At 67.2% G+C, this 26,349-nt stretch carries 22 protein-coding genes; 2 read left to right on the top strand and 20 right to left on the bottom strand.

What is annotated here, in order from left to right:
• Positions 1-23 precede the first annotated feature (23 nt).
• A complete protein-coding gene (yczE, locus tag AC1DCZ_RS01865) occupies positions 24-656 on the top strand; it encodes a membrane protein YczE (protein ID WP_476894323.1) in 633 nt (210 codons plus the stop codon).
• A 220-nt stretch (positions 657-876) separates the two neighbouring features.
• Here the strand turns inward: yczE and AC1DCZ_RS01860 are convergent, their stop codons facing one another.
• The 11 genes from AC1DCZ_RS01860 to AC1DCZ_RS01810 all read right to left on the bottom strand — a co-directional run bounded on the left by AC1DCZ_RS01860 (position 877) and on the right by AC1DCZ_RS01810 (position 14,495).
• Positions 877-1,740: a DNA-formamidopyrimidine glycosylase family protein gene (locus AC1DCZ_RS01860; RefSeq protein WP_476973159.1), complete on the bottom strand. Its 864-nt coding sequence runs from the start codon at positions 1,738-1,740 to the stop codon at positions 877-879.
• Entirely contained in the window at positions 1,733-6,826 is a 5,094-nt protein-coding gene (locus tag AC1DCZ_RS01855; protein WP_476973158.1) for an Lhr family helicase, read from the bottom strand. The genes AC1DCZ_RS01860 and AC1DCZ_RS01855 overlap by 8 nt, the downstream gene beginning before the upstream one ends.
• A gap of 130 nt (positions 6,827-6,956) precedes the next feature.
• A complete protein-coding gene (locus AC1DCZ_RS01850; protein WP_476973157.1) occupies positions 6,957-7,604 on the bottom strand; it encodes a DUF4232 domain-containing protein in 648 nt (215 codons plus the stop codon).
• 101 nt (positions 7,605-7,705) lie between these two features.
• Positions 7,706-8,470, bottom strand: a complete 765-nt coding sequence (locus AC1DCZ_RS01845; protein WP_476973156.1) for a YcnI family copper-binding membrane protein — start codon at positions 8,468-8,470, stop codon at positions 7,706-7,708.
• Between the two features lie 131 nt (positions 8,471-8,601).
• A complete protein-coding gene (locus AC1DCZ_RS01840; RefSeq protein WP_476973155.1) occupies positions 8,602-9,219 on the bottom strand; it encodes a hypothetical protein in 618 nt (205 codons plus the stop codon).
• A gap of 69 nt (positions 9,220-9,288) precedes the next feature.
• Positions 9,289-9,480, bottom strand: a complete 192-nt coding sequence (locus tag AC1DCZ_RS01835) for a hypothetical protein (RefSeq protein ID WP_476973154.1) — start codon at positions 9,478-9,480, stop codon at positions 9,289-9,291.
• A gap of 159 nt (positions 9,481-9,639) precedes the next feature.
• Positions 9,640-10,125 (bottom strand): SRPBCC family protein, encoded by a 486-nt coding sequence (locus AC1DCZ_RS01830; protein ID WP_476973153.1) that lies wholly within the window; start codon positions 10,123-10,125, stop codon positions 9,640-9,642.
• A gap of 92 nt (positions 10,126-10,217) precedes the next feature.
• Positions 10,218-10,991, bottom strand: a complete 774-nt coding sequence (locus AC1DCZ_RS01825; protein ID WP_476973152.1) for an enoyl-CoA hydratase/isomerase family protein — start codon at positions 10,989-10,991, stop codon at positions 10,218-10,220.
• The gene (locus AC1DCZ_RS01820; RefSeq protein WP_476973151.1) at positions 10,988-12,301 is read right to left on the bottom strand and encodes a CaiB/BaiF CoA transferase family protein; all 1,314 of its coding nucleotides are present in this window, start codon (positions 12,299-12,301) and stop codon (positions 10,988-10,990) included. Before AC1DCZ_RS01820 ends, AC1DCZ_RS01825 begins: the two co-directional genes overlap by 4 nt.
• Positions 12,298-13,620 carry an MFS transporter gene (locus tag AC1DCZ_RS01815; RefSeq protein ID WP_476973150.1) on the bottom strand — a complete coding sequence of 441 codons (1,323 nt, stop codon included), beginning with the start codon at positions 13,618-13,620 and terminating at the stop codon, positions 12,298-12,300. The genes AC1DCZ_RS01820 and AC1DCZ_RS01815 overlap by 4 nt, the downstream gene beginning before the upstream one ends.
• Positions 13,621-13,679: 59 nt before the next feature.
• Complete coding sequence (locus AC1DCZ_RS01810) at positions 13,680-14,495, bottom strand: maleate cis-trans isomerase family protein (protein WP_476973149.1); 816 nt, start codon at positions 14,493-14,495, stop codon at positions 13,680-13,682.
• Positions 14,496-14,721: 226 nt separating this feature from the next.
• Here AC1DCZ_RS01810 and AC1DCZ_RS01805 point away from each other — a divergent pair, with 226 nt between their 5' ends.
• Complete coding sequence (locus tag AC1DCZ_RS01805) at positions 14,722-15,519, top strand: IclR family transcriptional regulator (RefSeq protein ID WP_476973148.1); 798 nt, start codon at positions 14,722-14,724, stop codon at positions 15,517-15,519.
• Positions 15,520-15,606: 87 nt separating this feature from the next.
• On the opposite strand, the gene ppsA is transcribed toward AC1DCZ_RS01805, so the two are convergent.
• The 9 genes from ppsA to AC1DCZ_RS01760 form a co-directional block, all read right to left on the bottom strand.
• A complete protein-coding gene (gene ppsA, locus AC1DCZ_RS01800) occupies positions 15,607-18,009 on the bottom strand; it encodes a phosphoenolpyruvate synthase (RefSeq protein ID WP_476973147.1) in 2,403 nt (800 codons plus the stop codon).
• Between the two features lie 151 nt (positions 18,010-18,160).
• Entirely contained in the window at positions 18,161-18,979 is an 819-nt protein-coding gene (locus tag AC1DCZ_RS01795; RefSeq protein WP_476973146.1) for a pyruvate, water dikinase regulatory protein, read from the bottom strand.
• 27 nt (positions 18,980-19,006) lie between these two features.
• Complete coding sequence (locus AC1DCZ_RS01790; RefSeq protein ID WP_476973145.1) at positions 19,007-19,423, bottom strand: GNAT family N-acetyltransferase; 417 nt, start codon at positions 19,421-19,423, stop codon at positions 19,007-19,009.
• Between the two features lie 306 nt (positions 19,424-19,729).
• The gene (locus AC1DCZ_RS01785; protein WP_476973144.1) at positions 19,730-20,722 is read right to left on the bottom strand and encodes an aldo/keto reductase family protein; all 993 of its coding nucleotides are present in this window, start codon (positions 20,720-20,722) and stop codon (positions 19,730-19,732) included.
• Positions 20,723-20,795: 73 nt separating this feature from the next.
• The gene (locus AC1DCZ_RS01780; RefSeq protein ID WP_476973143.1) at positions 20,796-22,301 is read right to left on the bottom strand and encodes a glycoside hydrolase family 32 protein; all 1,506 of its coding nucleotides are present in this window, start codon (positions 22,299-22,301) and stop codon (positions 20,796-20,798) included.
• A 101-nt stretch (positions 22,302-22,402) separates the two neighbouring features.
• Positions 22,403-23,323: a carbohydrate kinase family protein gene (locus AC1DCZ_RS01775; protein WP_476973142.1), complete on the bottom strand. Its 921-nt coding sequence runs from the start codon at positions 23,321-23,323 to the stop codon at positions 22,403-22,405.
• Positions 23,324-23,415: 92 nt separating this feature from the next.
• On the bottom strand, positions 23,416-24,366 hold the full coding sequence (locus AC1DCZ_RS01770; protein WP_476973141.1) for an ATP-binding cassette domain-containing protein: 951 nt from the start codon (positions 24,364-24,366) through the stop codon (positions 23,416-23,418).
• Complete coding sequence (locus AC1DCZ_RS01765; RefSeq protein ID WP_476973140.1) at positions 24,363-25,400, bottom strand: ABC transporter ATP-binding protein; 1,038 nt, start codon at positions 25,398-25,400, stop codon at positions 24,363-24,365. Before AC1DCZ_RS01765 ends, AC1DCZ_RS01770 begins: the two co-directional genes overlap by 4 nt.
• A gap of 3 nt (positions 25,401-25,403) precedes the next feature.
• Positions 25,404-26,342, bottom strand: coding sequence for an ABC transporter permease (locus tag AC1DCZ_RS01760; RefSeq protein WP_476973139.1), 939 nt, complete (start codon positions 26,340-26,342; stop codon positions 25,404-25,406).
• Positions 26,343-26,349 lie beyond the last annotated feature (7 nt).

Below are 26,349 nucleotides of genomic sequence, written 5' to 3'. Positions count from 1 at the left end.
AGTTATCCGGGAGGATGGGTTCCATGATGACCCGCAGACTCCTCCAGCTCCTGCTCGGCCTCGCCATGTACGGCGTCTCCCTGGCGATGTTCATCCGGGCGGGACTCGGGCTGGACCCCTGGGATGTCTTCCATCAGGGCCTCGCGGTCAAGACCGGGTTAAGCATCGGAACCGTGGTGGTGGCAGTCAGCTTCCTGGTGCTGCTCCTGTGGATCCCGCTGCGGCAGTGGCCCGGGGTCGGCACGCTCTGCAATGCCGTGCTGGTCGGAGTCTTCGCGGATCTCGGCCTGGCGCTGATCCCGGAGTTCTCGCATCTCGGCGGACAGATCGGCATGCTCGCCGGAGCCGTGCTGCTCAACGCGATCGCGTCCGCCTGCTACATTGGCGCCCGTCTCGGCCCCGGGGCCCGGGACGGACTGATGACGGGCCTGGCCCGGCGCACGGGATGGTCGGTGCGGACGTCCCGGACAGGCATCGAAGTGGTGGTGCTGGGTGCCGGTTGGCTGCTGGGCGGTTCCATCGGCGTCGGCACGGTGGTCTATGCGCTGGCCATCGGCCCGCTGGTGCAGCTGCTGTTGCCGCGGTTCACCGCGCCGGAAGTGAAAGTACCCGAGGTTCCGGCGGTGGCCGGCGATCCGGCGGTAGCCGCGCCCTGAGCTACCGTTCAGCCGCCCGTCCAGCCACGGCCGCATTCAGCCGCCCCGCCGTCCCGCCGTCCCGTCCGGCCGCCCAGCCGTCCCGTCCAGCCGCCCAGCCGCCCGCGTCCATGCCAGCAAGCTGACGACGCGGTACTTTTCCCGCGACGTGCAGATCCCCGTTCGCTACCGGAGTTCGGGTGGCCCTGGATATTTGGCGCGTCGCAGGCTCGTTGCCGCGTCATGCGTGTAGCTGTGACGGGCTCGGGCCGGTCCCCGGGAGGGGCTGGCACGTCGGACAGTAGTAGATGTCCCGCTCCTCCGCGCCCGTGTCCTTGGCCAGGACCCCCCGGCGGACCGGGGTCCGGCACTTGAGGCAGGGCTGGTGCTCGCGGCGGTACACCCAGTAGCCGGGCAGGCCCGATGTCCGGCCGACGGGCACGCCGCGCGGATTGAGGACGGTGGTGCGGCGGCCCGGTCCACGATTGGCCGCCAGCAGGACCTGGGCATGGGTGATCATGGCCGCCAGGTCCGGCACCGCGGATACTGGTGATGCCGGGTGGACCCCCGAGAGGAAGCACGCCTCGCAGCGGTAGATGTTGCCGATGCCCGCCAGGTTGCGCTGGTCCAGGAGTGCGACGCCGATCGGGACGTCCGGGGCGGCACGGATGCGCCGCTCGGCCTCGGCCAGGTCCCAGTCCGGGCCCAGGAGATCGGGGCCGAGGTGCCCGACGATCGAGTCTTCCTCCGAGGTCCGCACCACCTCCAGGATTCCCAGGGAAAATCCGACGGCGTCAGCCGCCGCGGTCCGAAGCACGCACCGGGCCGTGAATCCGGGCTTCCGCCACCGGCCTCCGGGCGGGTAGATCTGCCAGGCCCCTTCCATCTTCAAGTGCGAATGGATGGTCAGCCCGTCCTGTTGTGCGGGACCCTGCACCCGCATGAGCAGGTGCTTGCCGCGCGGCACTACCTCGGTCACCGTCCAGCCCTCCAGCTTGAGGGTGGCGAAGCGTGGCACCCGGAAGTCGGAGGAGATGAGCCGCTGGCCGGCGAGTGCGGCCTGCAGCTGCGCGGCCGCACGGTAGACGGAGTCACCCTCAGGCACGGATTCTCAGTCCCTTCGGGGTGGAGTAGGCGCCGGCATGGGCAAGGGCCGCGGCGACGGGTGTGTCCAGGATGCCGTGGCCGTTGACCTTTTCCATGATCAGTTTGTCCACCGCACCGCGGGTCACGACCCCGACCAGTGCGGCGCCGGCCGCGGCCAGGATCCCGGCGTCGTCGTCGAACGCGAGCAGGGTCTTGCCGCCGCGCTCGACATAGAGGACCAGGGCGCCGTCGACCAGGACCACCAGGGCGCCGGCTTTCCGGCCCGGCCGGTGGCCGGTCCCGGCTTCGATGCTGAGGCCCGGCCACGGCAGGGCAGCGCCGTAAGGGTTCGCGGGGTCCGTCGCCGCGAGGGCCAGGGCCACGGGTTCGGCCTTGGACAGCTGGGTGTCTTCCGTGAAGGACCGGAGCCGGTCCACCGTGGCGGGGACGGCAAATTGAGCCGCCCCAAGGTGTTCGATGAAGTAGCCGCGCCGGCACCGCCCGGCTTCTTCCAGCCGGGCAAGCACCTTGTACATCAGGCCGAAGCCGCCCAGGATGTTCTCCGCCATGACCGAGCCCCGCGTGACCACGCCGTAGCGGTCCAGCAGGAGCTCGGCTGTGGCGCGGGCGTGGATGGTGGGATCGAGTTCCGGGGCCGGCAACGCCGACCAGCGGCCCGCGGCCAGCGGGGGTGTTGGCGCCGCACCGCCAACCGAGCCGTAGCGGCCGCCGGTGAGCCCCGGTGAGCCGAGGAGTCCGGTGCCGTGGGCGCGTCCCAGCCGGCTCATCCGCGGTGCGCGGGCCCGCGGCGCACGCGCGACCTGCCGGTGGGCCGTGTGGCCGCCGGCGATCAACGACCGGACGGGGGCAAAGGTGTCGCCCGTGATCCGGCCCGCCCACGCGAGGTCCCAGAGCGCGGAGACCACGGCCTGGTCACTGAGGACGGAGTCCATGCCGCCGGCGATCTCCGCCAGTTGCCGGAAGAAGTAGCCGCCGCCGTTGTTCTGCAGGTGGTCCAGCAGACGCTGCTGGGCATCGCCTGGCTCGAAATCCACGGCAGGGTTCAGCGTCAGTTCGGCCGAGTCGGCCAAATGCAGGCTCACCCACCCATCATTTCCCGGCAGGGAGCCGGCGCCGGACCATAGGACCTCCCCGGCCGCCATGAGTTCGTCCAGCATGGCGGGCTGGTAGTCGGCGACCCGGCCGGCCAGGACCAGCGGCTCCCAGGCGGAGGCGGGAACCGGCACGCCGGACAGCTGGTCGATTGCCGTGATGATCCCGTCCAGCCCCCGAAGCGCCGGCTGGCCGCGGCGGCTGCCCGGGGTGCGGACGTTCTGCCAGGCCGGGAGGAAGCGGCCATACGCGGCGGCGTCGACAGGCTCCACTTCGGCGCGCAGTGCGGCGAGCGAGCGGCGGCGGAGCTTGCGCAGGACCTCGGCGTCGCACCATTCGCTGGATCCGGCCAGCGTCTGGGCGGCGGGGACGGCGGGGACGGCTGGTGCCGGCGTGGCGTCGTGGCCCGCTTCAGTGCCCGGTTCCGTTGCGGCGGCTGGTACTTCCGGGGGCGAGATATGCGGGCGGAACTCGCCTTCCACCACACGACCGTCCGCGGCGAGACGCTTCAGCGCGGTGCCGACGACGGCGACACCCAGTCCCAGCCGGGCGGCGGCTTCCGCGGCCGTGAAGGGCCCGTGGGTGCGGGCGTACCGCGAGACGAGGTCACCCAGCGGATCAGCGACCGGTTCAATGAAGGCCAGGGGCACGCCCATGGGTAGCGGAACGCCGAGCGCATCCCGCAGCCGGGCGGCGTCCTCCACTGCCGCGTAGCGTTCGGCGCCTGCGAGGTTCACGCGGATGGCGCGGTTGGCCCGGTGCAGGGCCGCGAGGTGGGTGCCTGCTTCGGCGACGAGGGACGGGGTTTCGACAAACCCGGCCTCCGCGGCAGGCTTCACCCCGGAACCAGCAGCTCTGGCGACCGGCTCAGCTCTGGCGACCGGCTCGGCTTCAGCGGCGTCCCCGCCCTGCGGGGGCTCGATCCGGACGGCGACTTCGGGTGCCGTGAGCGGTCCCAAGAGGCGCAGGAGATCAGCAACCCCCTCCAGCCCGCGCACTTTCCGGTCCGGCGTCAGCCGCTGCAGTTCCCGCTCGGTGGCGTCGATCACACTGGCATCAAGGAGCTCGCGGAGCTCCACGCGGCCGAGGAGCTCATTGAGCAGGGTCGAGTCCAGCGCCAGCGCGGCAGCCCGGCGTTCGGCCAGCGGGGAATCGCCCTCGTACAGGAACTGTGCGGCATAGCCGAACAGCAGGGATTTGGCGAACGGTGAGGGCTGCTGGGTGGTGGTCTGAACGATCCTGAGCTCGCGTCGTTCAATCGAGGCGGCAATGTCTTTCAGCGCGGGGAGGTCGTAGACATCCTTCAGGCATTCGCGCACCGTTTCCAGCACGATCGGGAATGTGGGGTATTTCCGGGCGACATCCAGCAGCTGGGCCGAACGCTGGCGCTGCTGCCACAGGGGCTGCCGTTTCCCGGGGGTCTGCCGGGGCAGGAGCAGCGACCGGGCGGCGCACTCGCGGAACCTGGAGGCGAAGAGGGCGCTCCCGCCGACCTCAGCCGTGACGATCTGCTCCAGTTCCTCCGGTTCGAAAAGGAACAGCTCGGCGCCGGGAGGCTCGTCCTCCATCATGGGTACGCGGAGCACGATGCCGTCGTCGGCTGCCATGGCGGAGCCGTCCATCCCGTAGCGCTGGTGCAGCCGCTGGCCCACGGCGAGCGCCCAGGGCGCGTGGACCGGCATGCCGAAGGGGCTGTGCAGCACCACCCGCCAGTCACCGAGTTCGTCATGGAAGCGCTCCACCACCAGGGTGGTGTCGCTGGGAACCACTTCGGTGGCGAGTTTTTGTTCGGCGAGATACTGGATCAGGTTGTTGGCCGCGTAGTCGTCGAGGCCGCTGGCCTTGCAGCGCTCTGTGGCGGGCCCGACGTCGGACGCGGACAGTTCGCGGACGAAGGCGCCCAGGGCCCGGCCCAGATCCACGGGCCTCCCGAGGGAGTCGCCCTTCCAGAAGGGGAGCTTGCCGGGCTGCCCGAAGGCCGGAGAGACCAGCACACGGTCGTGGGTGATGTCCTCGATCTTCCAGCTGGTCGCACCGAGGGCGAAGATATCCCCGACCCGGGATTCGTAGACCATCTCCTCGTCGAGTTCACCGACGCGACGGCCGCCCTTCGCCGCGGCTGCGGCCGGGCTGGCGGCCCTGCCGTCGGCGCCTGCACCGCCGGTGGAGCCCGTCCCTTCCACCTCGGTGCCGATGATGTAGACGCCAAACAGTCCGCGGTCCGGGATGGTTCCGCCGGAGACGACGGCCAGCCGCTGCGCACCGGGCCGGCCCTCGATGGTGCCGGCATTGCGGTCCCAGATGATCCGGGGCCGGAGTTCCGCAAACTCGTCGGAGGGGTACCGTCCGGCCAGCAGGTCCAGGGTGGCCTCGAAGGCGGACCGGGGGAGCGAGGCGAACGGCGCGGAACGCCGGACCGTAGAGAACCATTCCTCCACATCAATGGCGCCTAGAGCGGTGGCAGCAACGGTCTGCTGGGCGAGAATGTCCAGCGGGTTGGCCGGGACGCTGAGGCGTTCGATCTTGCCATCGAGCATCCGTTCCACGGTGATGGCGGTGTGCACAAGGTCGGCGCGGTGCTTGGGAAACAGGACGCCCTGGGAGATTTCCCCGACCTGGTGCCCGGCCCGACCTACGCGCTGCAGGCCGCTGGCTACCGACGGCGGCGACTCAACCTGCACGACGAGATCCACGGCGCCCATGTCGATGCCCAGTTCCAGCGAGGACGTGGCGACAACGCAGCGCAGCCGCCCGGATTTGAGGTCGTCCTCGATCATGGCGCGCTGGTCTTTGGACACGGAGCCGTGGTGCGCCCGGGCGAGGACGGGATCGGCGCCGGCCGTGCTCCCGGCCTGGGCCATCATGTGCGCGGGCGTCGCGTTCGACGCCGGCACTGAACCGCCGCCCGCGGGCACGCCTCCTGCGGGCCCGGCCTCCCCCGAAGCGTCCCAGCCGCCGCCGGCCGCCATCAGCTGGCGTTCGGCATAGATCTCGTTGAGGCGCGCGGTCAGCCGTTCGGCGAGCCGGCGGGAGTTGGCGAACACGATGGTGGACTGGTTGGCCAGCACCAGGTCCACGATCTTTTCCTCAACGTGCGGCCAGATGGAGGCCTGCGGCTGAAGCCCGGACGATGGCCCGGAGTCGAACGCGGCCGCGGCGCCCGGCAGGTCGGACATGTCCTCCACCGGGACCGAGACGGTCAGGTCCCAGTTCTTCCGGGACGGCGGCGACACGATTTCCACCGGTGCCGAAGCGGCCAGGAACTGCGCCACGAGCTCCCGCGGCTCCACCGTGGCCGAGAGCCCGATCCGCTGGGCAGGCTTGGGCAGCAGGGCGTCAAGACGTTCCAGCGACACCGCCAAATGCGCGCCGCGCTTGGTCCCGGCCACGGCATGGACCTCATCGATGATGATGGTGTCCACTTCGGTGAGCGTCTCCCGCGCCTTGGAGGTCAGCATCAGGAACAGCGATTCGGGCGTGGTGATGAGGATGTCCGGCGGGTGGCTGAGCAGCGAGCGGCGGTCCGCCGTCGTCGTGTCCCCGGACCGGACGCCCACGGTGATCAGCGGGGCGGGCAGGTTCAGGCGTTTGGCGGTCTGGGTGATGCCGATCAGCGGGGCGCGGAGGTTGCGTTCGACGTCGACGCCGAGGGCCTTCAGCGGGGAAATGTACAGCACCCGGGTTTTCCGCTTGGGTGCTTTCCGGCGGGCGCCCTTCCCTGCCTCCGCGGCCATGCCGGGCAGCTGATCGGGCTCGGCAGGCGCGGAGACCAGCAGTCTGTCCAAGGCCCAAAGGAACGCCGCGAGCGTCTTGCCGGAGCCGGTGGGGGCTACCACCAGGGCGTGGGAACCGGAGGAGATGGCGTGCCAGGCGCCGTTCTGGGCCGGGGTGGGCGCGGAGAAGGCACCCAGGAACCAGTCCCGGGTCGGCCGGCTGAACCGGTCCATGGCGTCGGCCGCAAGTGTGCCGCCGGCGAGCTCCTGCCCCTTCATTCTTCCATCATGCCTTACGGCACCGACACTATTTGGCGCCGGTGCTGGCGCCGGAATCAGTGCGCGGTATCCGAGCCGCTTCCGCGCCGCGGTCTCCGGCGCGGTGCCGTCCCGGTATGCCCGGCACAGGCTACTTGGCCTGGAAGGCTCCGATGGTCAGCAGGTTGATCCCCGCATTGCTGCAGGCGTCCGTGGGCTGGGCGAGGAACAGCGATGCGGTGTCTTCCGGAGGATAGATCCGGTAACCGGCGGCGGACACAACCGTGCAGTCCGGGTAGTTGCGGGCCTGGGTGTAGCGGAGCACCGCAGATCCGGCCTGCCCCGGCGCGAGCAGCACGTCCGCGACCGGGGTGGATTCGTCACGCGTGGCGGCGGCGCCGATCGGCTCGCCGTTAGCGTCGGCTGCCAGGGAGACGCCCGCGAAGCCTTTCAACAAGCACGGCTGGGTGCCCGAGTTCGTCAGGATCAACTTCATGTAGACGCTGCCGGCCGCGCCGCCACCGGTGGAGTCCGTGCTGGCCGCCAGGGTTGCTGCCTTGCACAGGGCCGGTCCCGCCTGCGTGGACGGCTGCGCAGCCTGGGCGGTGGAAGCAGTCGCACTCGGGCCTTGGGCCGCGCCCGAAGCGTCGGACTGGCTCGGGGTGCTCGCGGCGGACGGCGCCGGGGAGCTGGATGCCTGGCCCTGCGGCTGGCTGGCCCCGCAGCCGCTGAGCAGGAGCGCTGCTGCGGCAGCCGCCGTCGTGACAAGCAGTCCGTTTTTCATTCGCTGAGACCTCATGGCTCAACTTTCGTGGCCGGAGTTGCCTTAGTCAACGACGCCACGACGGCGGAGCCTGATTGATGCCCGGATTGTAATTTCCGGGCATCAACCGAGGTCAGCTACTCCTTGCGTCCCGAATCAGGTGCCGAACCGGCCGCGCCGAGTCCCCTTTTCGTGCGGCTGCGGACCAGCGCCAGCCCGCCGAGCAGCAGACCGCCAAGGCCGGCAGCAAGTCCGGCCCAGCTCCGGGCACCGGCGCCGTCGTCAGTCACCGCTGCGGTTGGGACTGCCGTGTCCGGGGCTGCCGCGGAGCCGGCCGCGTGGGCGCTGTGCCCGTCGGCGGCTGCCGGGGTGATCGTCACGGACGGTGCCGGCGCCTTGAGGGCTTCCTCGTCCTGGCCGGGCTGCGGGATCTGGGACCAGTCGGTCTGCCCCTGCTGGCAGGTCTGCAGCGTGGGGAAGTAGAGGGTCTTCCCCGCAGCGTCCGGCAGTTTCACCGAGAGCACCAGGGTGTCGCGGAGCTCCGGGTCCAGCGGCGCCTTGGCCGTGTAGATGATCTGGCTGGTCCGTTTGGTGACGGACGTGCCATCGGCCATCTTCTTCGGTTCGGGAAGTTGCTCCACCACCTTCTGGGCGGTCCAGTTCGGGTTGACCGTGGGCTGCGCATCGTTGATTTCGACGGGCAGCGTGATGCTCATCCTGGTGGTTCCGGAGGTGTCGCAGCCATGCGGGATCGCGAAGGTGAGCAGGGCGTAGGAATTGGCGGCGGTCGAGTCGGGAGTGGCTTCGACGTGCGCGGAAGCGGCGGATATCCCGGCGAGCATCAGGGCCGCAGTACCCAGGGCTGCGGCCGTCGCCGGAAGGGGCAGCCGGAGCGTAGACATGTTCGGTGATCGTTTCAAGAGGGGTTGCCTTTCAGGCGTGCGCGCAGCACTACAGGCTGGGGCGCAGAAGCGGGACGGCGCGGCGGAATAGCCTGCGAAGGTCAGGCAGAGTGGCCGCAGCCGGGGGGATGTCAGGGAAGGGCGACGGCGGCGGGCGGGCCGCGGCGGCAGTCCGGCCGCTCGTTCCGCCAGGGCAGCGGGACACCGGCCTCCGGCCAGCCGGTGGCCGCCGGAACCGCGCCCGCCTCGGGCCGCACCGGGGTAGGGAGCTGGACCAGCGGACGGAGCCAAGCGGCGAGGGCCCACAAGGCGTCCTCGCCCCGGGCCAGAAGCAGCGCGCAGGCGAGGGTGGCCAGCGCGTGGCCGGCAATCATGAGCACAGCAAGCGGTGAATCCGGCGCATGGGACTGGAGATGGCCCAGCGCGCTGGCGGGGATGGCCGGGGCCGCGTGGTGCGGACCGGCGATGCCCGCCGGTCCGGGGACCGATCCGCCAAACGCTGTGAAGGCCTCGTGCAGGACGAGCTGCCCGGCGCCAAGAAAGGCCCCCACAGCCGGGAAGCCAAGCTTGAGGCGGGTGGCCGCGGTGCTGGCGAGCCCGGCCAGTGCAACGATGGCAAACAGGATCCCGGCCGCCGGAAGCTGGCCGCCGGCCAGGACGTGGGCGCAGGCGGCAAGCGTCACCATGGCGGTGGCGATCATGGCCGCACGGAGGGAATGGAAAGGAGTCCGGGCGGAGTGTTTGCGCACGAAGTCCTCCCTGGTGGCTAGCGGCCGGCGTTCCCCAGATTCTATCGGGAATCCGGGGAGATCCTCCTCCTAGTCCGTTTCGGGTCCCGAACAGTAATGGCAGTCGTCCGGGCAGGATCCGTTGGCGGCCGGCCACGTGTCCATCCCGGCGAGGGCGACGGCGCCCTGTGATGCGCTGGCCGTTTGTGCCAGGGCTGCCGGAGCGTTGACGTCGTCCCAGCGGGCGGGGCCGCTGGCGGCCCGGAAGTATTGCAGAGTCACGATGATTCCTGGGGTCACGGGGGAATGTTGATGTGACTTAGCTAACCGCGGGGAGGTTGCCGGATTCAATGGCCAAACGGCTGAGTCGCAGGGGCCTTGTTGTGCAGGCGTCCAGCCGCCAGACGGGTGGCGCCCGTCGGCCCGGAGGTCCGAGTGGGGTCAGAGTGCCCGGCGGCGGCGCAGCTCCAGGGCGAGGCTCTCCTGGCCGCGGGCCATGGCCCACCGGTGGTTGGCTGCGAACGCTGGTTTCAGTATCCAGCCAAGCCGCCGCAGCAGCGGCTTTGCGGCCTTGACCCGCCAGTCATAGGTGATGACGGTTTCCGGGCCGTCCTGCTCGAAGGTCCAGCGGCCTGTTCCGATGAGGTCCCCGGCCGCCGTGAGCGCGAAGCCGTGGCTCGTCACGGGCTCGGTGACCGTGAGGGTCCAGCGCAGCGTATAAGGAAGCCAGCCCTTCGCATGGACCCGGACGGGCCGGGGGAGCCCGGCCCGTCCACCCTCCGGTGCGCCGGCGACCGGTTCGACGCTGAGGTAGACGGACGGCCACCAACGGGGCAGCGTGGTGACGTCACCGAGTATGGCCGCAACTTCCTCCGGAGACCCCGCTACCCGCCACACGGTCGTGAACTCGTAGTCTGCGCTGCCCATCGGAGCCTCCTGCTGGTGACGTCGCGAGCCCGGTAGATGCGCACGACCGTACTCAGCCGCGGGCCCGCGGTCAACAGGCCCTGGTGCGGACCCTAGGCGCGTTTGCGGCGCAGGAAGCGGTTGACCCGAAGGAAGAATTCCTCGCCGTCCGACGCCGGGCCCTGCGGCAGGGCGCGGGCCGGGCCCTCCAGCGGGGCAAGTCCGTCATTCACGGCGGCCTTGGACGCCCGCAGGGACGCCTGCGACATCGCACTCCACCGCCCCGTCAGCCGGGCCACCTCCTCCGGGGCGCCGCCGGCGGGCACGACCGTGCTCACCAGGCCGATCGTCAGGGCCTCCATGGCGGTCAGCAGCCTGCCGCCGAACAGGAGATCCTTGGTACGGGACGGACCGATCCGCAAGGACATCCGGTTGGCGAAGGTCGGTGGAATGAGCATGCCCAACCGTGCGATCGGCATGCCGATCTGCGCGGATGCTTCGAGGACCTGGAGATCGCAGGCCAGCGCCAGTTGGCAGCCGGCCCCCGTGGCGACGCCTTGCACCATCGCCACCGTGGGAACGGGGATGGACTCGATGGCCTGCAGGGCCCCCTCGATGGCGGAAAAGGCGTCGGAAACGTCGGCTCCGGTGGCGTCCTGCCACTCCCTCAGGTCCGAGCCCGAGCAGAAGGTTCCGCCGGCGCCGCGTATGACGACCGCCCGGACTGAGGGATCGGCTGCCAGGTTGCGCGCGGACATTTCAAGCGCACGCCACTGGGGGGAGCTGAGTGCATTGAACCGTTCACCTGTTCCCACCTCCAGGACGGCGACATGGCCGGCTGCGGCAGCGGGCGGAAGGTCAAGTCTTTGCTCCGCGGCGGCCGTCACTGGACTGCCCCGCTCGTATGCAGCGACTGGATCCGGTCCGGATTGAAGCCCAGCCCCGCGAGGACGTCGTCCGTGTCCTGGCCCAGCGTCGGCGGGGCCGTGCGGACAGACGGTGGCGTCCTTGTCAGCCGGACGGGGCAGCCCACCACTTTCATGGGCCCTGCAGTCGGGTGCACGAGCTCGGACACCATGTCCCGGGCAAGGACCTGCGGATCCCGCAAGGCCTCGTCCACGGTCTGGATCGGTCCCACCGGGACTCCCGCCGCATCCAGGACGGCCACCCATTCAGCGGTGGTCCGTTCCCGCATGACGCCTTCGAGCAGCGGAATCAGGGTTTCCCGCTGGGCGACCCGCGACGGGTTCGTGGCAAAGCGCTCGTCCGCGGCCAGATCGCCGCGGCCGACGGCGGCGGCGTACTTCCGCCAGAGGCTGTCGTTTCCGACGGCGACCATGACGAACCCGTCCGCCGTGGGGAAGGCCTGGTAGGGGGCGATGGTCGGGTGGGCCGATCCGTAGCGCTTGGGGATTTCCCCGCTGGCAAAATACCCGCTCGAAACGTAGGTCAGCCAGGAAACGGAACCGTCCAGCAGGCTGATGTCCACCCACTGGCCTGTCCCGGTCCGCTGTTTCTCATGAAGGGCTGCGAGGATGCCGATGGTGGCCCACATGCCGGCCACCAGATCGGCGCTGCTGACGCCCACCCTGACCGGGGGTCCCTCAGTCTCGCCGGTGACGCTCATGATGCCGCTGCGTGCCTGGGCGATGGCGTCGTACCCGGCCCGGTCGGCTTCGGGGCCGGTCTGCCCGTATCCGCTGATGGAGGCGTACACGAGCCCGGGGTTCTCGCGGGACAGTTCTTCATGGCCCAGTCCCAGGCGGGCGGCTGTTCCGGGCCTGAAGTTCTCGACCACGACGTCAGCCCGGCGCGCAAGCTCCTGGACGATCTGCAGGCCCTCCGGCGATTTGAGATCGACTGCGAGGCTGCGCTTGTTCCGGTTGACCGAGAGGAAATATGCCGCCTCGTCGCCTTGGAACGGCGGCCCCCATTGCCGGGTGTCGTCGCCGGTCCCGGGCTGTTCAATCTTGATGACGTCGGCACCGAGATCGGCGAGGGTCATGGTGGCAAAAGGGCCGGAGAGGATGCGGGTGAGGTCCAGTACCACCAGATCGCCCAGGGCAGAGCCCGGATCGGTTGCCGAGGGCAGTCCGGCGGCCCGCGCGGCGGGCCTTTCGCGTCCGCGTGCGCTCCAGCCCGGGGCGGCCTCATTGATCACGTCTGTGCCGTGCCCTCCGGTGCTGTGGACGCTCATACCAGGCCCTCCACACGTGCCGGCGCCGGGGCAGCGAGTGACTTGGAGAGTTTCGGCAGCAGGATCAACGCGAGCATGCTGATGGCGCAGCAGATGATGATGTAAATGGAGATGGCCGTGGAGTCGCCGGTGGCCTGCAGCAGGGCGGCCGCGATGAGCGGGGCGGGTCCGCCGGCGACGACGCTTGCGAGCTGGTAGCCCATGCCGGCCCCGGTGTAGCGGATATCGGCGTCGAAACTTTCAGCAATCAGGGCCGCCTGCGGCCCGTACTGCACGTCGTGGAGCAGCAGGCTGAGGATGATCGCGAGTCCCACCAGCAGCGCATTGCCGGTGTTGAGCAGGCCGAAGTAGGGGAAGGCGAAGACGGCGGTCAGGACAATGCCGATCCCGTAGACGCGGCGCCGCCCGAACCTGTCCGAAAGCCGGCCGAAGACCGGAATGCTGATCAGGCCCAGCGCGGCGGCAATGAGGGTGTCGTCCAGGATCGAGTTGCTGTTGAGCTTGAGCTGTTTGACTGCATACGTGAGCACGAAGGTAATGAAGAGGTAGAACGGCGCCTGCTCCGAAGTGCGGACCAGTGCTGTCAGCAGGACCTGCTTGGGCTGGCGCTTGAAGACCTCGATCAGGGGGTTCTTGACCACCTTGTTGGCCTTGCGGACGGCCTCGAATTCCGGGCTTTCGACGACGCGCATCCGGACGAAGAGGCCGACGCCGATCAGCAGGATGCTGAGGATGAACGGAATCCTCCAGCCATAGGCGGCGAAGCCCTCAGTACCCGTGATCCCGGACGTGATGCGGACGACGCCGGTGGAAAGGACGAGTCCGATCGGCACGCCCATCTGCGGCCAGCTGGCGGAGAGGCCGCGGCGCTTCTCGTGGCCCCACTCCATGCTCAGCAGGACCGAGCCGCCCCACTCGCCGCCGACACCGATCCCCTGGATGATGCGCAGCAGCACGAGAATGATCGGCGCAGCGATGCCGATGCTCTGGTAGGTCGGCAACAGGCCGATGAGCACGGTGCCGAAAGCCATCAGGAACAGCGTGGCCATGAGCGTTGTCTTGCGTCCGATCCGGTCACCGAAATGCCCGAAGATGGCCGCGCCCACAGGGCGGGCTATGAAGCCGACGAACTGGGTGGCGAACGCCGCCAGGACGCCGGCGAAGGCGTTCTGGCCGGGAAAGAACAGCTGCGGGAACACCAGCGCCGCCGCCGTGCCGTAGAGGAAAAAGTCGTACCACTCGATCGTGGTCCCGACTACGCTTGCGATCGTGGCACGCCGTACGGCCTGCGCACGGGTCACTTCCTGAACTGTCATCATCACTCCATTGTTCTGACGCGTGTGGGCGTGCTGCCCACGTTGGATTTGTTTGCTGGCGACTAGGCTGCGGCGACGGGCGCCATGAGGCCGGAAAGCAGTCGTCCGGCGCCGCGAATGGCCGGGTCGTGGCCGAGTGCCCGGAGGATTTCGTAGGTTGTGGCTGTGGCCGCCGTGACGACGGGGATCCCGAGCGCATCCTCCACTTCCTGGACGGCTGCCAGGGAAGGCATCTGGACGCAGGCGGAAAGCACCAGGGCGTCAATGCCCGTGTGGTTCAGGCGTGCGGCTATGGAGGGCAGCTGGGCCGCGTCCAGGCGGCCGACCGCCAGGTTGTCCGCCACCTCAAGGCCGATCACGTCCTGCACTTCGATCCCCGCGCCCTCGATGTAGTCGGCGACCATTTTGGTCAGCTCGGGCAGGTACGGGGTGACCATGGCAACTTTGCGTGCGCCCATTGCCTGCAGGGTCCGGACCAGCGCCCCGGCGCTGCTGGTGACGGGAGCGGGATGCCCGTTCCCGGCGGCTGCCTCGGCGATGACCTCCTCGGAGCCTTCGTGGGCTCCGGGCCCCTGGGCCATCACGGCCACCAGGCACGCGTAGGCAATGACGTCGACGTCGGCGTCGGACACGGCCGTTGCGCATTCACCGGCCTTGGCGACCATGGCCGCCAGTTCTTCAGGTGTCACGCTCTTCAGGGTCGCCCTGGCGGAGTGGAACGTGTAGGAGTGCCCGGTGGCTTCGGATTGCCGACGGAACATCTCCGGGAGTTCGGTCTCCATGGTCGTGTTGGAGCTGGGAACGATCAGGCCGATCCTTGAGCTCCCCCCACCGTTTCCGGACGCCTGGTGGGCGCCTTGTGCTTCAGGTGCTGTCATTGCCGCTTCCATATCCTTATCGGGATCTTCATGCGTCTGCCTGTGGCTGGCATGAACTAAACCCACATTGTGGTTTCCCAACCCATCCTGCGGGTTTATCCTGAATGTGTCAACGGTCATGGCCCCGGAGCAGGGACGGCTGGCTAGGATGAACACTCGAGAAGAAAGTCGGTGGCAGGTGGCAGGCGGCAGCCCGGTGGCAAAAGAAACAGCGGCGAAAGAAACAGTGGCGAACGAAACGGTGGCGAAAGAACAGGGCGCAGGGACAACTCCGATCCTTGTGCTGCGCAAGGTCAGCGAAATTCTCAACTGCTTCTCCATCGAGTCCCCTGAGCCGACGCTTCAGCAGATCGCCCGCACCACCGGATTGCCCGCCAGCACGTGCCAGCGGCTGGTTCAGAACATGGTCCGCGAAGGGTTCCTGGACCGTGACGGGGACCGCTACAGGATCGGGTTGCGGATGGTCCAATGGGCAGCCCCCGGCACACTGGGCCTGGATGTGGTGCGGCTGGTTCGGCCGGTCCTTCAGGAGCTCCGGGACGCTACCGGGGAATCAGCCTGCCTGTACATGCGCGACGGCGCGTACCGTACGGTGGTGGCCGTGGCGGAGACCCGCCACGTCGTCATGCGCCCCTTCCTTGTCGGTCAGGTCATGCCGATACACGCCGGCGCACCGGGGAAGATCTTCCTCGCCTTCGATCCCGGCGCCCGCGAGGCCCTGCTCGGGACGGAGCTCAGCCCGTTTACGCCGTCGACCCCTGTCAGCTGGACGCAGCTGGACGAGCAGGCCGAGCTGGCCCGCACGCAGGGGTTTTTTGCCGCCTTCGGTGAACGCAACAGCGACGTCGGGTCAATCAGCGCCCCCGTGTTCAGGTATGACGGCCAGCTCGCCGCGGTCCTGGGCCTGGGCTTTCCGACCCAGCGGGTCAGCAGCGACGACGTTCCGAGGCTCGGTCCGATGGTCGCTGCAGCGGGAAAAACAGCCAGCGCCGCCCTGGGATACCGGGCCCCGGGCCAGGGCTGAAAAGAAAACACCCCGGTCCGAAGACCGGGGTGTAGTCGTCCGTGGCGAGAGGCATGAAGCATGCCCCGCGACGTCATCGGCTAGTTCTTAATCGGCGGCCAGTGCCTCGGCTGCCTGGGCGGCGCCCGCCAGGCGGAGCCACGTGTCCACCACCGTGTCCGGGTTCAGCGAGACGGAATCGATGCCTTCGCTGACCAGCCACTCGGCGAAGTCGGCGTGGTCGCTCGGTCCCTGGCCGCAGATCCCCACGTACTTGCCGCGCTCCTTGCAAGCCTTGATGGCCATGCTCAGGAGTTTCTTGACGGCCGGGTCGCGCTCGTCAAAGCTGCCGGCGACGATGGCGGAATCCCGGTCCAGGCCCAGGGTCAGCTGGGTCATGTCGTTGGAGCCGATGGAGAAGCCGTCGAAGTGGTCCAGGAACTCGTCAGCGAGGAGCGCGTTTGACGGGATTTCACACATCATGATGACTTCCAGTCCGTTTTCGCCGCGGCGCAGTCCGTTCTCCGCGAGCAGGTCGATGACCCCGCGGCCTTCGTCGACGGTGCGCACGAAGGGGATCATCAGCTTGACGTTGGTCAGGCCCATCTCATTGCGGACGAACGACATCGCCTCGCACTCGAGGTCGAAGCAGTCCCGGAACGAGGGCTCCAGGTAGCGTGAGGCGCCGCGGAACCCGATCATGGGGTTCTCTTCGTGCGGCTCGTAGGCGGGCCCGCCAAGGAGGTTGGCGTATTCGTTGGACTTGAAGTCGGACATGCGCACAATCACAGGCTCGGGCGCGAAAGCCGCGGCGATGGTGGCGACCCCTTCGGCGAGGCGTTTGATGTAGTAGTCGCGCGGGCCGTCGTACGCGGCGATCCGTTCCCGGATTTCCGCGGCCACGTCGGCCGGCTGCTCGTCCAGGTTCAGCAGGGCCTTGGGGTGGATGCCGATCTGGCGGTTGATGATGAACTCCAGCCGCGCCAGGCCCACGCCGTGGTTCGGCAGCTGGGCGAACGTGAACGCCTGTTCCGGGGTGCCGACATTCATCATGACCTTGACCGGAGCCTCGGGCAGCTGGGTGATCTCGGTTTCCTCGACGTTGAAGTCGAGAAGTCCTTCGTAAATGACGCCCGTCTCACCATCGGCGCAGGAGACGGTGACGTCGATTCCGTCGGACAGGGAGTCCGTGGCGTCCCCGGTTCCGACGACGGCGGGAATCCCCAGTTCCCGCGCGATGATGGCCGCGTGGCAGGTGCGTCCGCCGCGGTTGGTCACGATGGCGGAGGCGCGCTTCATGATCGGTTCCCAGTCCGGGTCGGTCATGTCGGCGACCAGGACGTCGCCGGTCTGGAACGCGGCCATCTGGTCGATGGAGGTGAGGATGCGGACGCTACCGGCCCCGATGCGCTGGCCGATGGCGCGGCCTTCGGCCAGCACCCGGCCGGTCCCGTTGAGGCGGAAACGGCTGAGGCTGCCGGTTGCCCGGCGCGACTGCACGGTCTCCGGGCGCGCCTGCAGGATGTACAGGCCGCCGTCGATCCCGTCCTTGCCCCATTCGATGTCCATGGGGCGGCCGTAGTGGTTCTCGATGGCGACAGCGTGGCGGGCGAGCTGCTCGACGTCGTCGTCCGTGAGGCTGAAGCGGTTCCGCAGCGACGCCTCAACCGGGACAAAGTCGATGGTGCGGCCGATTTCGCGGCTGGTGGTGTACGTCATCTGGAGGGCCTTCTCCCCGAGTCCGCGCTTGAGGATGGCGGGACGGCCGGCCTGCAGTGCGGGCTTGTAGACGTAGAACTCGTCCGGGTTGACGGCGCCCTGGACGACGGCCTCGCCGAGGCCGTAGGAGGAGGTGACGAAGACGGCGTCATTGAATCCCGATTCGGTGTCCATGGTGAACATGACGCCGGAGGCCCCGACGTCGGAGCGCACCATGCGCTGGATTCCCGCCGAGAGTGCCACCTCGGCGTGCTCGAATTTGTGGTGCACGCGGTAGGCGATGGCACGGTCGTTGTAGAGGGACGCGAAGACATCCTTGATGGCGTGCAGGATGTTCTCGATGCCGCGGACGTTCAGGAAGGTCTCCTGCTGCCCGGCGAAAGAGGCATCGGGGAGGTCTTCCGCCGTCGCGCTGGAACGGACGGCCCAGGACAGGTCCTCGGAGCTCCCGTGCTTCTCGACCAGCTGCTGGTAGGAGTCGCGGATCTGCGCCTCGAAGTCCGCCAGGAAGGGCGTCTCGCGCATCAGGGACCGGATCTCCTGGCCGGCGGAGGCCAGCGCCGTCACGTCGTCGGTGTCCAGTCCGATCAGCCGGTCGGCGATCTTCTGGTCCAGGCCCGAATCGGCCAGGAAGCGGCGGTACGCGTCCGCCGTCGTGGCGAAACCGTCGGGCACCTGGACGCCGGCAGAGGTCAGGTTCTGCACCATCTCCCCGAGGGAGGCGTTCTTGCCGCCGACCCGATCCAGGTCCTTGAGTCCGAGTTCTGAGAACCACAGGATATCTGTCGTCATAGTTACTGCTCCTTTGCAGAGGGTGGCATGCAGGGGCGCCGCCCCGCTCGCGGCGATTGCCGGTTGATGGGCGCAAGTCCTGTCCACAGTGACAGGTCTTTAGCGCTGTTTCCACATGACGTGCGCCACACGGGGTTTGTGAAAATTTTCCCTAATGCTTGAGGTTCATCCGTTGCAGGATTGTCGCCGCCATCTCCTCCACGGAGACGCTGGCTGAATTCAGGTACGGAATCCCATGTGAGACGTACAAACGCTCGGCGCTGCGCAGCTCGAAGCCGCACTGCCGCAGCGAGGCATACGGTGAGCCCCGGCGCCGTTCGGTGCGGATCTGGCTGAGCCGCAGGGGGTTGGAGGAGAGGCCGAAACACTTCGAAACGAAGGGCCTCAGGGGCTTGGGAAGCCCCTCCTTTTCAAAGTCCTCGTCCACCAGCGGGAAGTTGGCGGCGAAGATCCCGTGCTGCAGCGCCAGGTACATCGTGGTCGGTGTTTTGCCGCAGCGGGACGGCGCCACCAGGATGACCTGCGCCTTTTCGAGCGCCCGCAGGCTCTGGCCGTCGTCGTGCTCCATGGCATATTCGACGGCGGCCATCCGGGACTGATAGCGCGCCGCGTTCCCAAGGCCGTGCGCCCGCCCGGGTTCGCCGCTCGCCGGCGAGCCGAGGGCGTGCTCCAGCTGTCCGACATGGGTCCCGATGAGGTCCACGATGATGCCCTTGCACGTCGCCAGGGTCTGCCGGATGTCGGTGCTGACCGCAGTGGAAAAGACGATCGGTTGGAGGCCGGTGGCGGCGAGGCCGTCGATGATCTTGACGACGGAGCGCGCCTGCTCGGGTGTGGTGATGAAGGGGATCGTGATGCGGTCAAAATTGTTCTCGGGGAACTGCGTCAGCAACGTGTTGCCGAGCGTTTCTGCGGTGATGCCCGTACTGTCCGAGAGGAAGTAGACCGGGCGGGGAGCGTCATTGGTCATGAACGCATTCTCCACCACCGCGCAGCCTCATTCCCCGCCCACGAGCCGCCACATTCCGGTCAGGCCCGGCTGAACGGCGAAACCCGTGCCCAGATACAACTGTTCCGCCTCAGGGGTGGAGAAGAGCCCGAGGAAGGCTGTTCCCCCGGCCAGCGCCGTCACCTGGGCACGGAGCCGCTGCACGATGGTCGTGCCCAGACCCCGCCGACGATGCTGCGGGTGCACGGCGACGTCCTGGACATAGAAGAAAAAGGCCCCGTCCCCGACGACGCGTCCCATCGCCACGATGTTTCCGCCCTCGTCCAGGACCACCGTGCCGCAGCAGGATCCCGCCAGCGAGCCGGGCATGGCCTCCCAGCGGAAGGAGTCCTCCCAGCCGACGTGGCCCGCCAGTTCCCGGTGTTCGGTGACGGTCGCCACACGGTCAATGGTTGTGTAAGACATGGGAAGAATCGTGCCATGCAGGAAGCGCCGGGAGCATCCACCCCGGGGTGGACACTCCCGGAGGGCGGGGCCGCCCGCGACCGAGGGCGACGCCAACGCGACCCAAGGTTTTCCCAAGGTTAAATCACGCCGGCCGATTGCGAAGTGCCCGGCCCGGATTTAGCCTGACGGTGGGACGTGCACTCCGACATCGACTGAATGTCCGAGCAGCCAACGTCCCGCCACGGATGGTTCCATCGCAGCCGAGTGATGGAGCCGTCCGTGGCCCGTTTACGGCGTCGACGGGTCTAGCGCCGGTAGTTCAATTCACGGACGGGTTCTGAAGGACTCCACTTTGGCGGGGTCCCGTTCAACGACCGGATCCAGGATGTCATCGACCTGGGCCAGCAGGGCAAGGTCAAGTTTCACTCCGGCGGCGGTGGCGGTGTCTATGAGCTGGTCGGGGCGTGAGGCGCCGACAATGGCCGCCGAGACGTTGGGGTTTTGCAGTACCCAAGCGACGGCGAGTGCCGGCATGGACAGGCCGGCGTCCGCGGCGAGCGGTTTGAGTTGCTGGACGCGGGCGAGGATGTCTTCGGTCAGGTAGCGGTTGTCTGACTTGAGCTCGCCGTCCTCACCTGTGAAGCGGGATGCTGCAGGGGCATCTTGGCCGGGGATGTATTTTCCGGTCAACACGCCTTGGGCCATGGGTGACCAGCAGATCTGTCCCAGGCCCAGCTCCTCGCAGGTGGGCACGACTTCCTTTTCGATGACCCGCCAGAGCATGGAGTACTGGGGCTGGTCGGAGATGAGGTGAATGCCAAGTTCCCGGGCGAGTCCGGCGCCGGCACGGATTTCTTCCGGGGTCCACTCGGAGACGCCGACATACAGGGCTTTTCCTTGCCGGACGACGTCGGCGAAGGCCTGCATGGTTTCTTCCAGCGGCGTCTCATAGTCGTAGCGGTGGGCTTGATAGAGGTCCACGTAGCCGGTTTGCAGCCGCTTCAGGGAGCCATTGATGGACTCCATGATGTGCTTGCGGGACAACCCGCGGTCGTTCCGGCCCTCGCCCGTAGGGAAGTAGACTTTCGTGAAGATCTCGACGCTTTCGCGCCGCACACCGGCTAACGCTTCACCCAACGTGTGTTCCGCGCACGTGCCCGCGTACGCGTCGGCGGTGTCAAAGGTGGTAATGCCCAGATCCAGGGCCTGCCGGACGCAGGCCGCGGCCTGGTCGATCTGCTCACCGTGGGTGACCCAGTTCCCATAGGCCAGTTCGCTGATGTACATGCCGGAGGATCCAAGTTTGCGGTATTCCATGCTCGTGTTTCTTCCAGGTCTTGTTGCTACGGCCGTATTCCGGTTTGCGCGTGCCATCTGAGGCCCGCTTGGCCTATGCCAGGGGCGTGATCGTCAGGCTCTCGAGTGTTGCGGAGCCGCCGTGGGCGTAGATGGAGACTCCGGTGCTTGTTTTGTCCGGGAATATCAGGTCGGTGAGCACCAGCTCGCCGCGTTGGGCGAAGACTTCAACGGAGCAGTGGTCGACGTAGATCTTCAGGCTGTATCGGCCGTCCCGGGGGTCAACTGGCGCGGTGTCAACGGAGGCGAATCCATCGTGGAAGCCGGTGTCGCCGGAGGTGGTCCGGTCGAGGATGAGTCGGCCCTGGGCGGGATTGATGCCGATTCGGGTTCCTTCCGCGCCGCTCCCTCGAACGATGAGGCCGAATTCTTCGGCCGTCCCTGCCGTGAACTCGGCTTCGATGAGCTGAACCGTGTGTGTGGCGGCTGGGATCGGGCGTGTTTCCTCAACTAAACGCATCGGGCCGGCCTTAACTGCCGGCGCCTGATCGCGGCATACGGCTTCCTCTACGACGTTCTGGACCAGCCTGGTGCGGCCGCCAACGGTGGCAAGGGAGAGTTCCCGGGGCAGAGACATTGGGCTCCGCCAGGGTGAAGTCGGGATCTGGTTGGCATAGTCCCAGTTGTTCATCCAGCCGATCATGATCCGTCGGCCGTCAGGAGCGTCGTTGAAGGAGACTGCGGCGTAATAGTCCCGCCCCCAGTCCAGCCAGTTGTATTCCTGTAGACGGTCGGGGTCCTGCTCCCCGCGGGTGACGGTGGAGTCGGAAGTGAAATTGACGCCGTCGAAATCTCCTGTGAAGTATTGCCCGGCTGACCCGCCGTTCGGCCCGCCGGGGTTCAGATTCACCGTCAGGACCCACTTCAGCTCCAGCGGATTGCCGTCCACGGGCAAAGCGAACAAGTCCGGGCACTCCCAGATGCCGCCGGTGGCGTTAGCAGGGCCGAAATCGCTGAGGTGTTCCCAGGTTTTCAGGTCCTCGGACTTGTAGAGGACTACTTTGTAGTCGTGGGCCTCGACGGCCGCCATCACCCAGTAGGAGTCCGCCCCGCCGTCATAACGGAAGACTTTTGGGTCACGGAAGTTGGCCGAGTTGCGGCTGAGCACGGGATTGCCAGCGTATTTTATCCAGGTGAAGCCGCCATCGAGACTGTAGGCCAGCGACTGCGCCTGGACGCCGTGCAACGGCGAGGCTTCCTTGTAGGCGCTAGTGTAAATGGCCACCAGCGGGGGCGCCGTCTCGGTGCCGAACCCGCTGCTGTTTTGGCTGTCGAACACGATGCTGCCGGAGAATATGTCCTCATGCTCGTCGCAGGCAATGGCGACAGACTGTTCGGTCCAGTGGGCGAGGTTCTCCGACGTCGCGTGGCCCCAGGACATGTTTCCCCAGGTGTTTCCGAAGGGGTTGTTTTGGTAGTAGAGGTGGTAGAGGCCCTGGTTGTGGATCAGGCCGTTGGGATCATTGAGCCAGGTGTTCCGGGCCGTGTAGTGCAGGGCGGGCCGGAAAGCTTCCGGGTGTGTGGTGGTCGCGGCCGTCATGGGAGGTGCACTCGTTTCAGGTTCGGAATGGGGCAAAGGAAGAGTCAGGATCTGACGGTGATCGTCAGATTGGCCGCAGTGTTGGTAACGGAAAGCGGTGGTCAGCCGACCAGGGCCTGCATTTCCGCCAAGGAAGGCAGGTCCGCCCCTGGGCGGCCCACCGTAATGGCGGCTGCCATGGTTGCCATGCGGGCGATCTGTTCGAGAACGGGCGGAGCCAGGCCCTCTCCTCCGCTGGTCAGGAGCCCCAGGATGAGGGCCGCCATGTAGGCATCCCCTGCACCGATGGTGTCCGCGACAACGGTTTCCACTGAGGGGGCAGTGATTTCCGTCTCTGCGGTGAGCAGGAAGGATCCTTCTGATCCGAGGGTGACCACGACCAGCTCCGTGCCCAGTCCGCGTATGTGGCGGGCAGCCTCCTCCGGCGAATTGCGCGGATACAGCCATGCTGCGTCCTCGTCGCTGAGTTTCACTACGTCGGTGAGGGGAACGAGCTCTTCGAAGATGGTTCTGGCTTCGTGTTGGCTGCCGAGCAGTTCGGGCCGGATGTTCGGGTCATAGGTGATGGTGCTGATTCCTGCGCAGTGCTGCAGGAGGGATTTCACGCCTGAGGCTCCCGGTGCGAGGAAGCTGGCGATTGACCCGGTGTGCAGGATCGTGGGCAGGTACGTCGGGGCAACCGGCGGGAGCTCCCAGGCGAGGTTGAAAGAATAGCTTGCGGACCCGTCGTCGGCCAGCGTTGCTGTGGCGGTCGATGTAGAGGCCGCGGACTGGCAGCCCGGAAGGATATAGACGCCCGCACCGCTGAGATGGCTGCTGATGGCGGCTCCCCTGCTATCGGTACCGATTGACGTCAGGAACCCGGTTGAAACATCCAGACGGGCAAGTCCGTAGGCAACATTGGCGGGTGAGCCCCCCGGGTGCTCGGTGACGCCGTTCCCCGTGTGGACTATATCGATAAGTGCTTCGCCGATAACGATCACGTCGGGTTGGGCGGACAGCGTGGCAGGGGGGTTCGTCATGGGGTTCTTTCTGGGTTTTCGGCAGCCTGCAGTGAAGCTGCGCGGGGATGATTCCGCAGGAAAAGCGGCCTCTCGGACGGCGGATTGGGCCGTCAGTGGGCGGGCTCCGGCACTTTCAGCGCCCAATGGGATTTGCTCAGGGTGATCCGTTCGCCGGTGCCCCGGGCAGCGTTCCGCCCTGTGGCGTCCCTCTTCGGTGGGCGGACGGTCTGGGTCCTGCGGGCGTCGGGTACGGCGGAGAGCAGCAACTGTGTGTACGGGTGATGGGGGGCGGCCATCAGCTCGATGCTCTCGCCCCCCTCGACCAGGTCCCCGGCGCACATCACCATGGTCGTGTCCGCGATGTAGCGTGCGGATGCGAGGTCGTGGGTGATGTAGAGCATGGACACGCCCCGTTCATCACGGAGTTTGCGCATCAGATTGAGAATCCCGATGCGGACGGAGACGTCGAGCATCGAGGTGGGTTCGTCGGCCAGTATGATTTCCGGTTCCACGGCCAGGGCTCTGGCGATGGCGACGCGCTGCCGTTGTCCGCCGGACAGCTGATGGGGGTATCGGTCCAGCATCTGTTCGCCCAGACCGACTGTTGCCATTAGGTCACGCAGTTTGAGTTTGAGGGCCTGCGGGCTGTCGTTTTCTCGGTGAAGTTGCAGGGGACGCGTCAGGAAGTGTTCGATGCGGTGTGCCGGGTTGAGGGATCCAAAGGGGTCCTGGAAGACCATTTGGACCTTGCTGCGGTATTTCATCGACGCTCTGCGACGTTCGGTGGCAAAGATGTCTTGGCCGTCCAGGATGAGCTGGCCGCCTGTGGGTTGTTCGAGGCGGGCGAGGATCCGGGCGATGGTGCTCTTTCCGCTGCCGGATTCCCCGACGAGTGCCACAATCTCGCCGCGGTTGATGTCAAAGGAGACGTCGTTGACGGCACGTACGGTTGAACGGAAGGGGAAGCTTCCCAGATGGTAGTCCTTGCTCAGGTTGCGGACCTGGACCAGGGGCCCGGTCGCCGTTTCCGGGCGGGATGAGGTGCTGTCTGCGGGGCTCATCGGGGTGACCTTTCGCGGGGGAGGACATATTCGGGTACGAGCAGGCACGCTGCATCGTGGTTTTCGGCTCCTGGAAGGAGCCGCGGCTCGATGGTGCGGCAGGCATCTATTGCCAGCGGGCACCGGGGGTGGAAGCGGCACCCGGTGGGGGGGTGGGCCATGTTTGGCGGGGCGTCCGGGATGCCTGTCAACTCCACTCTCGGTCCGGTCAGCGGAGGGAACGCTCCCATCAGGGCGTTCGTGTAGGGGTGGAGAGGGTTGTCCAGCAATTTCTTGGAAGGGGCGATCTCGACCAGCTTTCCCGCATACATCACCGCCATGCGGTGGGAGAGCTCGACCATGAGGGAGATGTCGTGGGTGATGAACAGAATGGAGAACCCAAGCCGCTGCTGAAGTTCCTTGATCTGGTGCATGATTTCCTGCTGAACGACCACGTCCAGGGCCGTGGTCGGTTCGTCCATGATGAGAAGGGAAGGATTGAGCGCCAGTGCTATCGCGATCACTGCCCGTTGGCGCATTCCGCCGGAGAGCTGGTGGGGGTAGGACTTGAGGCGGTCAGGGCTGATGTCGACAAGTTTCAGCAGCTCCGCGGCACGTTCCCGGGCAGCTTTCTTGGGCATCCTTTCGTGCGTGGTGAAGACATCGACGATCTGATCTCCGATGGTCATGACGGGGTTCAGGGAGTTCATCGCGCTTTGGAAGACCATGGCGACGTCCCGCCACCGGGTGCGTCTCAGTTCTTCTTCGCCCAGGTCCAGGAGATTCCTTCCGGCGAGCTCGATGGACCCGCCTGTGATCTTTGCCGGGGTCTGCAGAAGCCGCATGATCGCGTTGGCGATGGTGGACTTGCCGCAGCCTGATTCGCCGGCGAGGCCGAACACTTCTCCGGCGCCGATATCGAAGCTGACACCATCCACGGCGGTGACGTTTCCGCTCTCCGCGGTGTATTGAACCTGCAGGTTCTTCACGCTCAGCACGGGGTCGGCCGGGGCACGGCCGACGTTTCCCCGGTCCTCTTCAGTCAGGGTTTCCATCTGTCAGCCTTTCTTTTCCGCGCGCAGGCGAGGGTTGGTGATCTCATCAACGGCGTAGTTGACCATGGCCAGGGCAAATGCGACGACGGCGATGGCAACACCTGAGGGCAGAAGCACCCACCAGTCGCCGGTCATCAGTGCGCCGTCGTTGTTTGCCCAGTAAAGGTTGGTTCCCCAGCTGACGGACCCGGTATCGCCGAGCCCCAGGAACTCCAGGCCGGCCTGGGCGCCGATGCCGTAGATGACGCAGCCGAGCAGGGTGCTCATGACGATGGAGGCCATGTTGGGCAGGATTTCCCGGAACATGATGCGCCAGGCCTTCTCGCCGGTGACAACGGCTGCGGCCACGAAATCCTTGCTGCGCAACGACAGGGCCTGGGAGCGGAGCACACGGGCGCTGCCTGCCCAGCCGGTGATGATCAGGACGATGACGACGGTGACGGGGCCCGGCGGCAGGAACGCGGCGAGAACGACCAGGAGCGGAAGTCCGGGGATGAGCAGGAAAATGTTGGTCAGCAGTGAAAGTAATTCGTCGATGGCTTTGCCGAAGTACGCGGAGGCGATGCCAATCAGACAACCGATGAAGGTCGCCGCTAGACCTACGATGAATCCGACCGTCAGCGAGCTGCGCGATCCCCACAAGGTGAGGGCCAGCACGTCCTGGCCCTTGGAGGTGGTTCCGAGTAGGTGGTCAGCGGACGGTGCCAGGGACGCTTCGGGGCCGAAGTCGGAGGGGTTTCCCGGTGCCAGGAGGGGTGCCAGCACCGCCAGGAGGGCAAATATGACCAGGATGGCCAGCCCCAAGAGGGCTTTCTTGTTCGTGAGGATGCCGTGGACGAAGCCGCCGTGGGCCAGACGTCCGGGTGCCGGAGGTTCCGGTAGTAGGACGGCGGGGTTGCCGGCCGTGGTGGTCGCGGTAGGGGTTGAGTCTGTAAGTGACATGGGGGAC

Source organism: Arthrobacter sp. 10N418, assembly GCF_056394725.1.
The sequence above is the reverse complement of the archived record's forward strand: the minus strand, read 5'-3'. Positions and strand labels throughout refer to the sequence as shown.

Coding starts and splice junctions, on each gene's coding strand:
- yczE (WP_476894323.1), top strand. CDS start 24: ATGATGACCCGCAGACTCCTCCAGCTCCTGCTCGGCCTCGCCATGTAC.
- AC1DCZ_RS01855 (WP_476973158.1), bottom strand. CDS start 6,826: ATGAAGGGGCAGGAGCTCGCCGGCGGCACACTTGCGGCCGACGCCATG.
- AC1DCZ_RS01850 (WP_476973157.1), bottom strand. CDS start 7,604: ATGAGGTCTCAGCGAATGAAAAACGGACTGCTTGTCACGACGGCGGCT.
- AC1DCZ_RS01845 (WP_476973156.1), bottom strand. CDS start 8,470: ATGTCTACGCTCCGGCTGCCCCTTCCGGCGACGGCCGCAGCCCTGGGT.
- AC1DCZ_RS01830 (WP_476973153.1), bottom strand. CDS start 10,125: ATGGGCAGCGCAGACTACGAGTTCACGACCGTGTGGCGGGTAGCGGGG.
- AC1DCZ_RS01820 (WP_476973151.1), bottom strand. CDS start 12,301: ATGAGCGTCCACAGCACCGGAGGGCACGGCACAGACGTGATCAATGAG.
- AC1DCZ_RS01815 (WP_476973150.1), bottom strand. CDS start 13,620: ATGATGACAGTTCAGGAAGTGACCCGTGCGCAGGCCGTACGGCGTGCC.
- AC1DCZ_RS01810 (WP_476973149.1), bottom strand. CDS start 14,495: ATGACAGCACCTGAAGCACAAGGCGCCCACCAGGCGTCCGGAAACGGT.
- ppsA (WP_476973147.1), bottom strand. CDS start 18,009: ATGACGACAGATATCCTGTGGTTCTCAGAACTCGGACTCAAGGACCTG.
- AC1DCZ_RS01795 (WP_476973146.1), bottom strand. CDS start 18,979: ATGACCAATGACGCTCCCCGCCCGGTCTACTTCCTCTCGGACAGTACG.
- AC1DCZ_RS01790 (WP_476973145.1), bottom strand. CDS start 19,423: ATGTCTTACACAACCATTGACCGTGTGGCGACCGTCACCGAACACCGG.
- AC1DCZ_RS01785 (WP_476973144.1), bottom strand. CDS start 20,722: ATGGAATACCGCAAACTTGGATCCTCCGGCATGTACATCAGCGAACTG.
- AC1DCZ_RS01780 (WP_476973143.1), bottom strand. CDS start 22,301: ATGACGGCCGCGACCACCACACACCCGGAAGCTTTCCGGCCCGCCCTG.
- AC1DCZ_RS01775 (WP_476973142.1), bottom strand. CDS start 23,323: ATGACGAACCCCCCTGCCACGCTGTCCGCCCAACCCGACGTGATCGTT.
- AC1DCZ_RS01770 (WP_476973141.1), bottom strand. CDS start 24,366: ATGAGCCCCGCAGACAGCACCTCATCCCGCCCGGAAACGGCGACCGGG.
- AC1DCZ_RS01765 (WP_476973140.1), bottom strand. CDS start 25,400: ATGGAAACCCTGACTGAAGAGGACCGGGGAAACGTCGGCCGTGCCCCG.
- AC1DCZ_RS01760 (WP_476973139.1), bottom strand. CDS start 26,342: ATGTCACTTACAGACTCAACCCCTACCGCGACCACCACGGCCGGCAAC.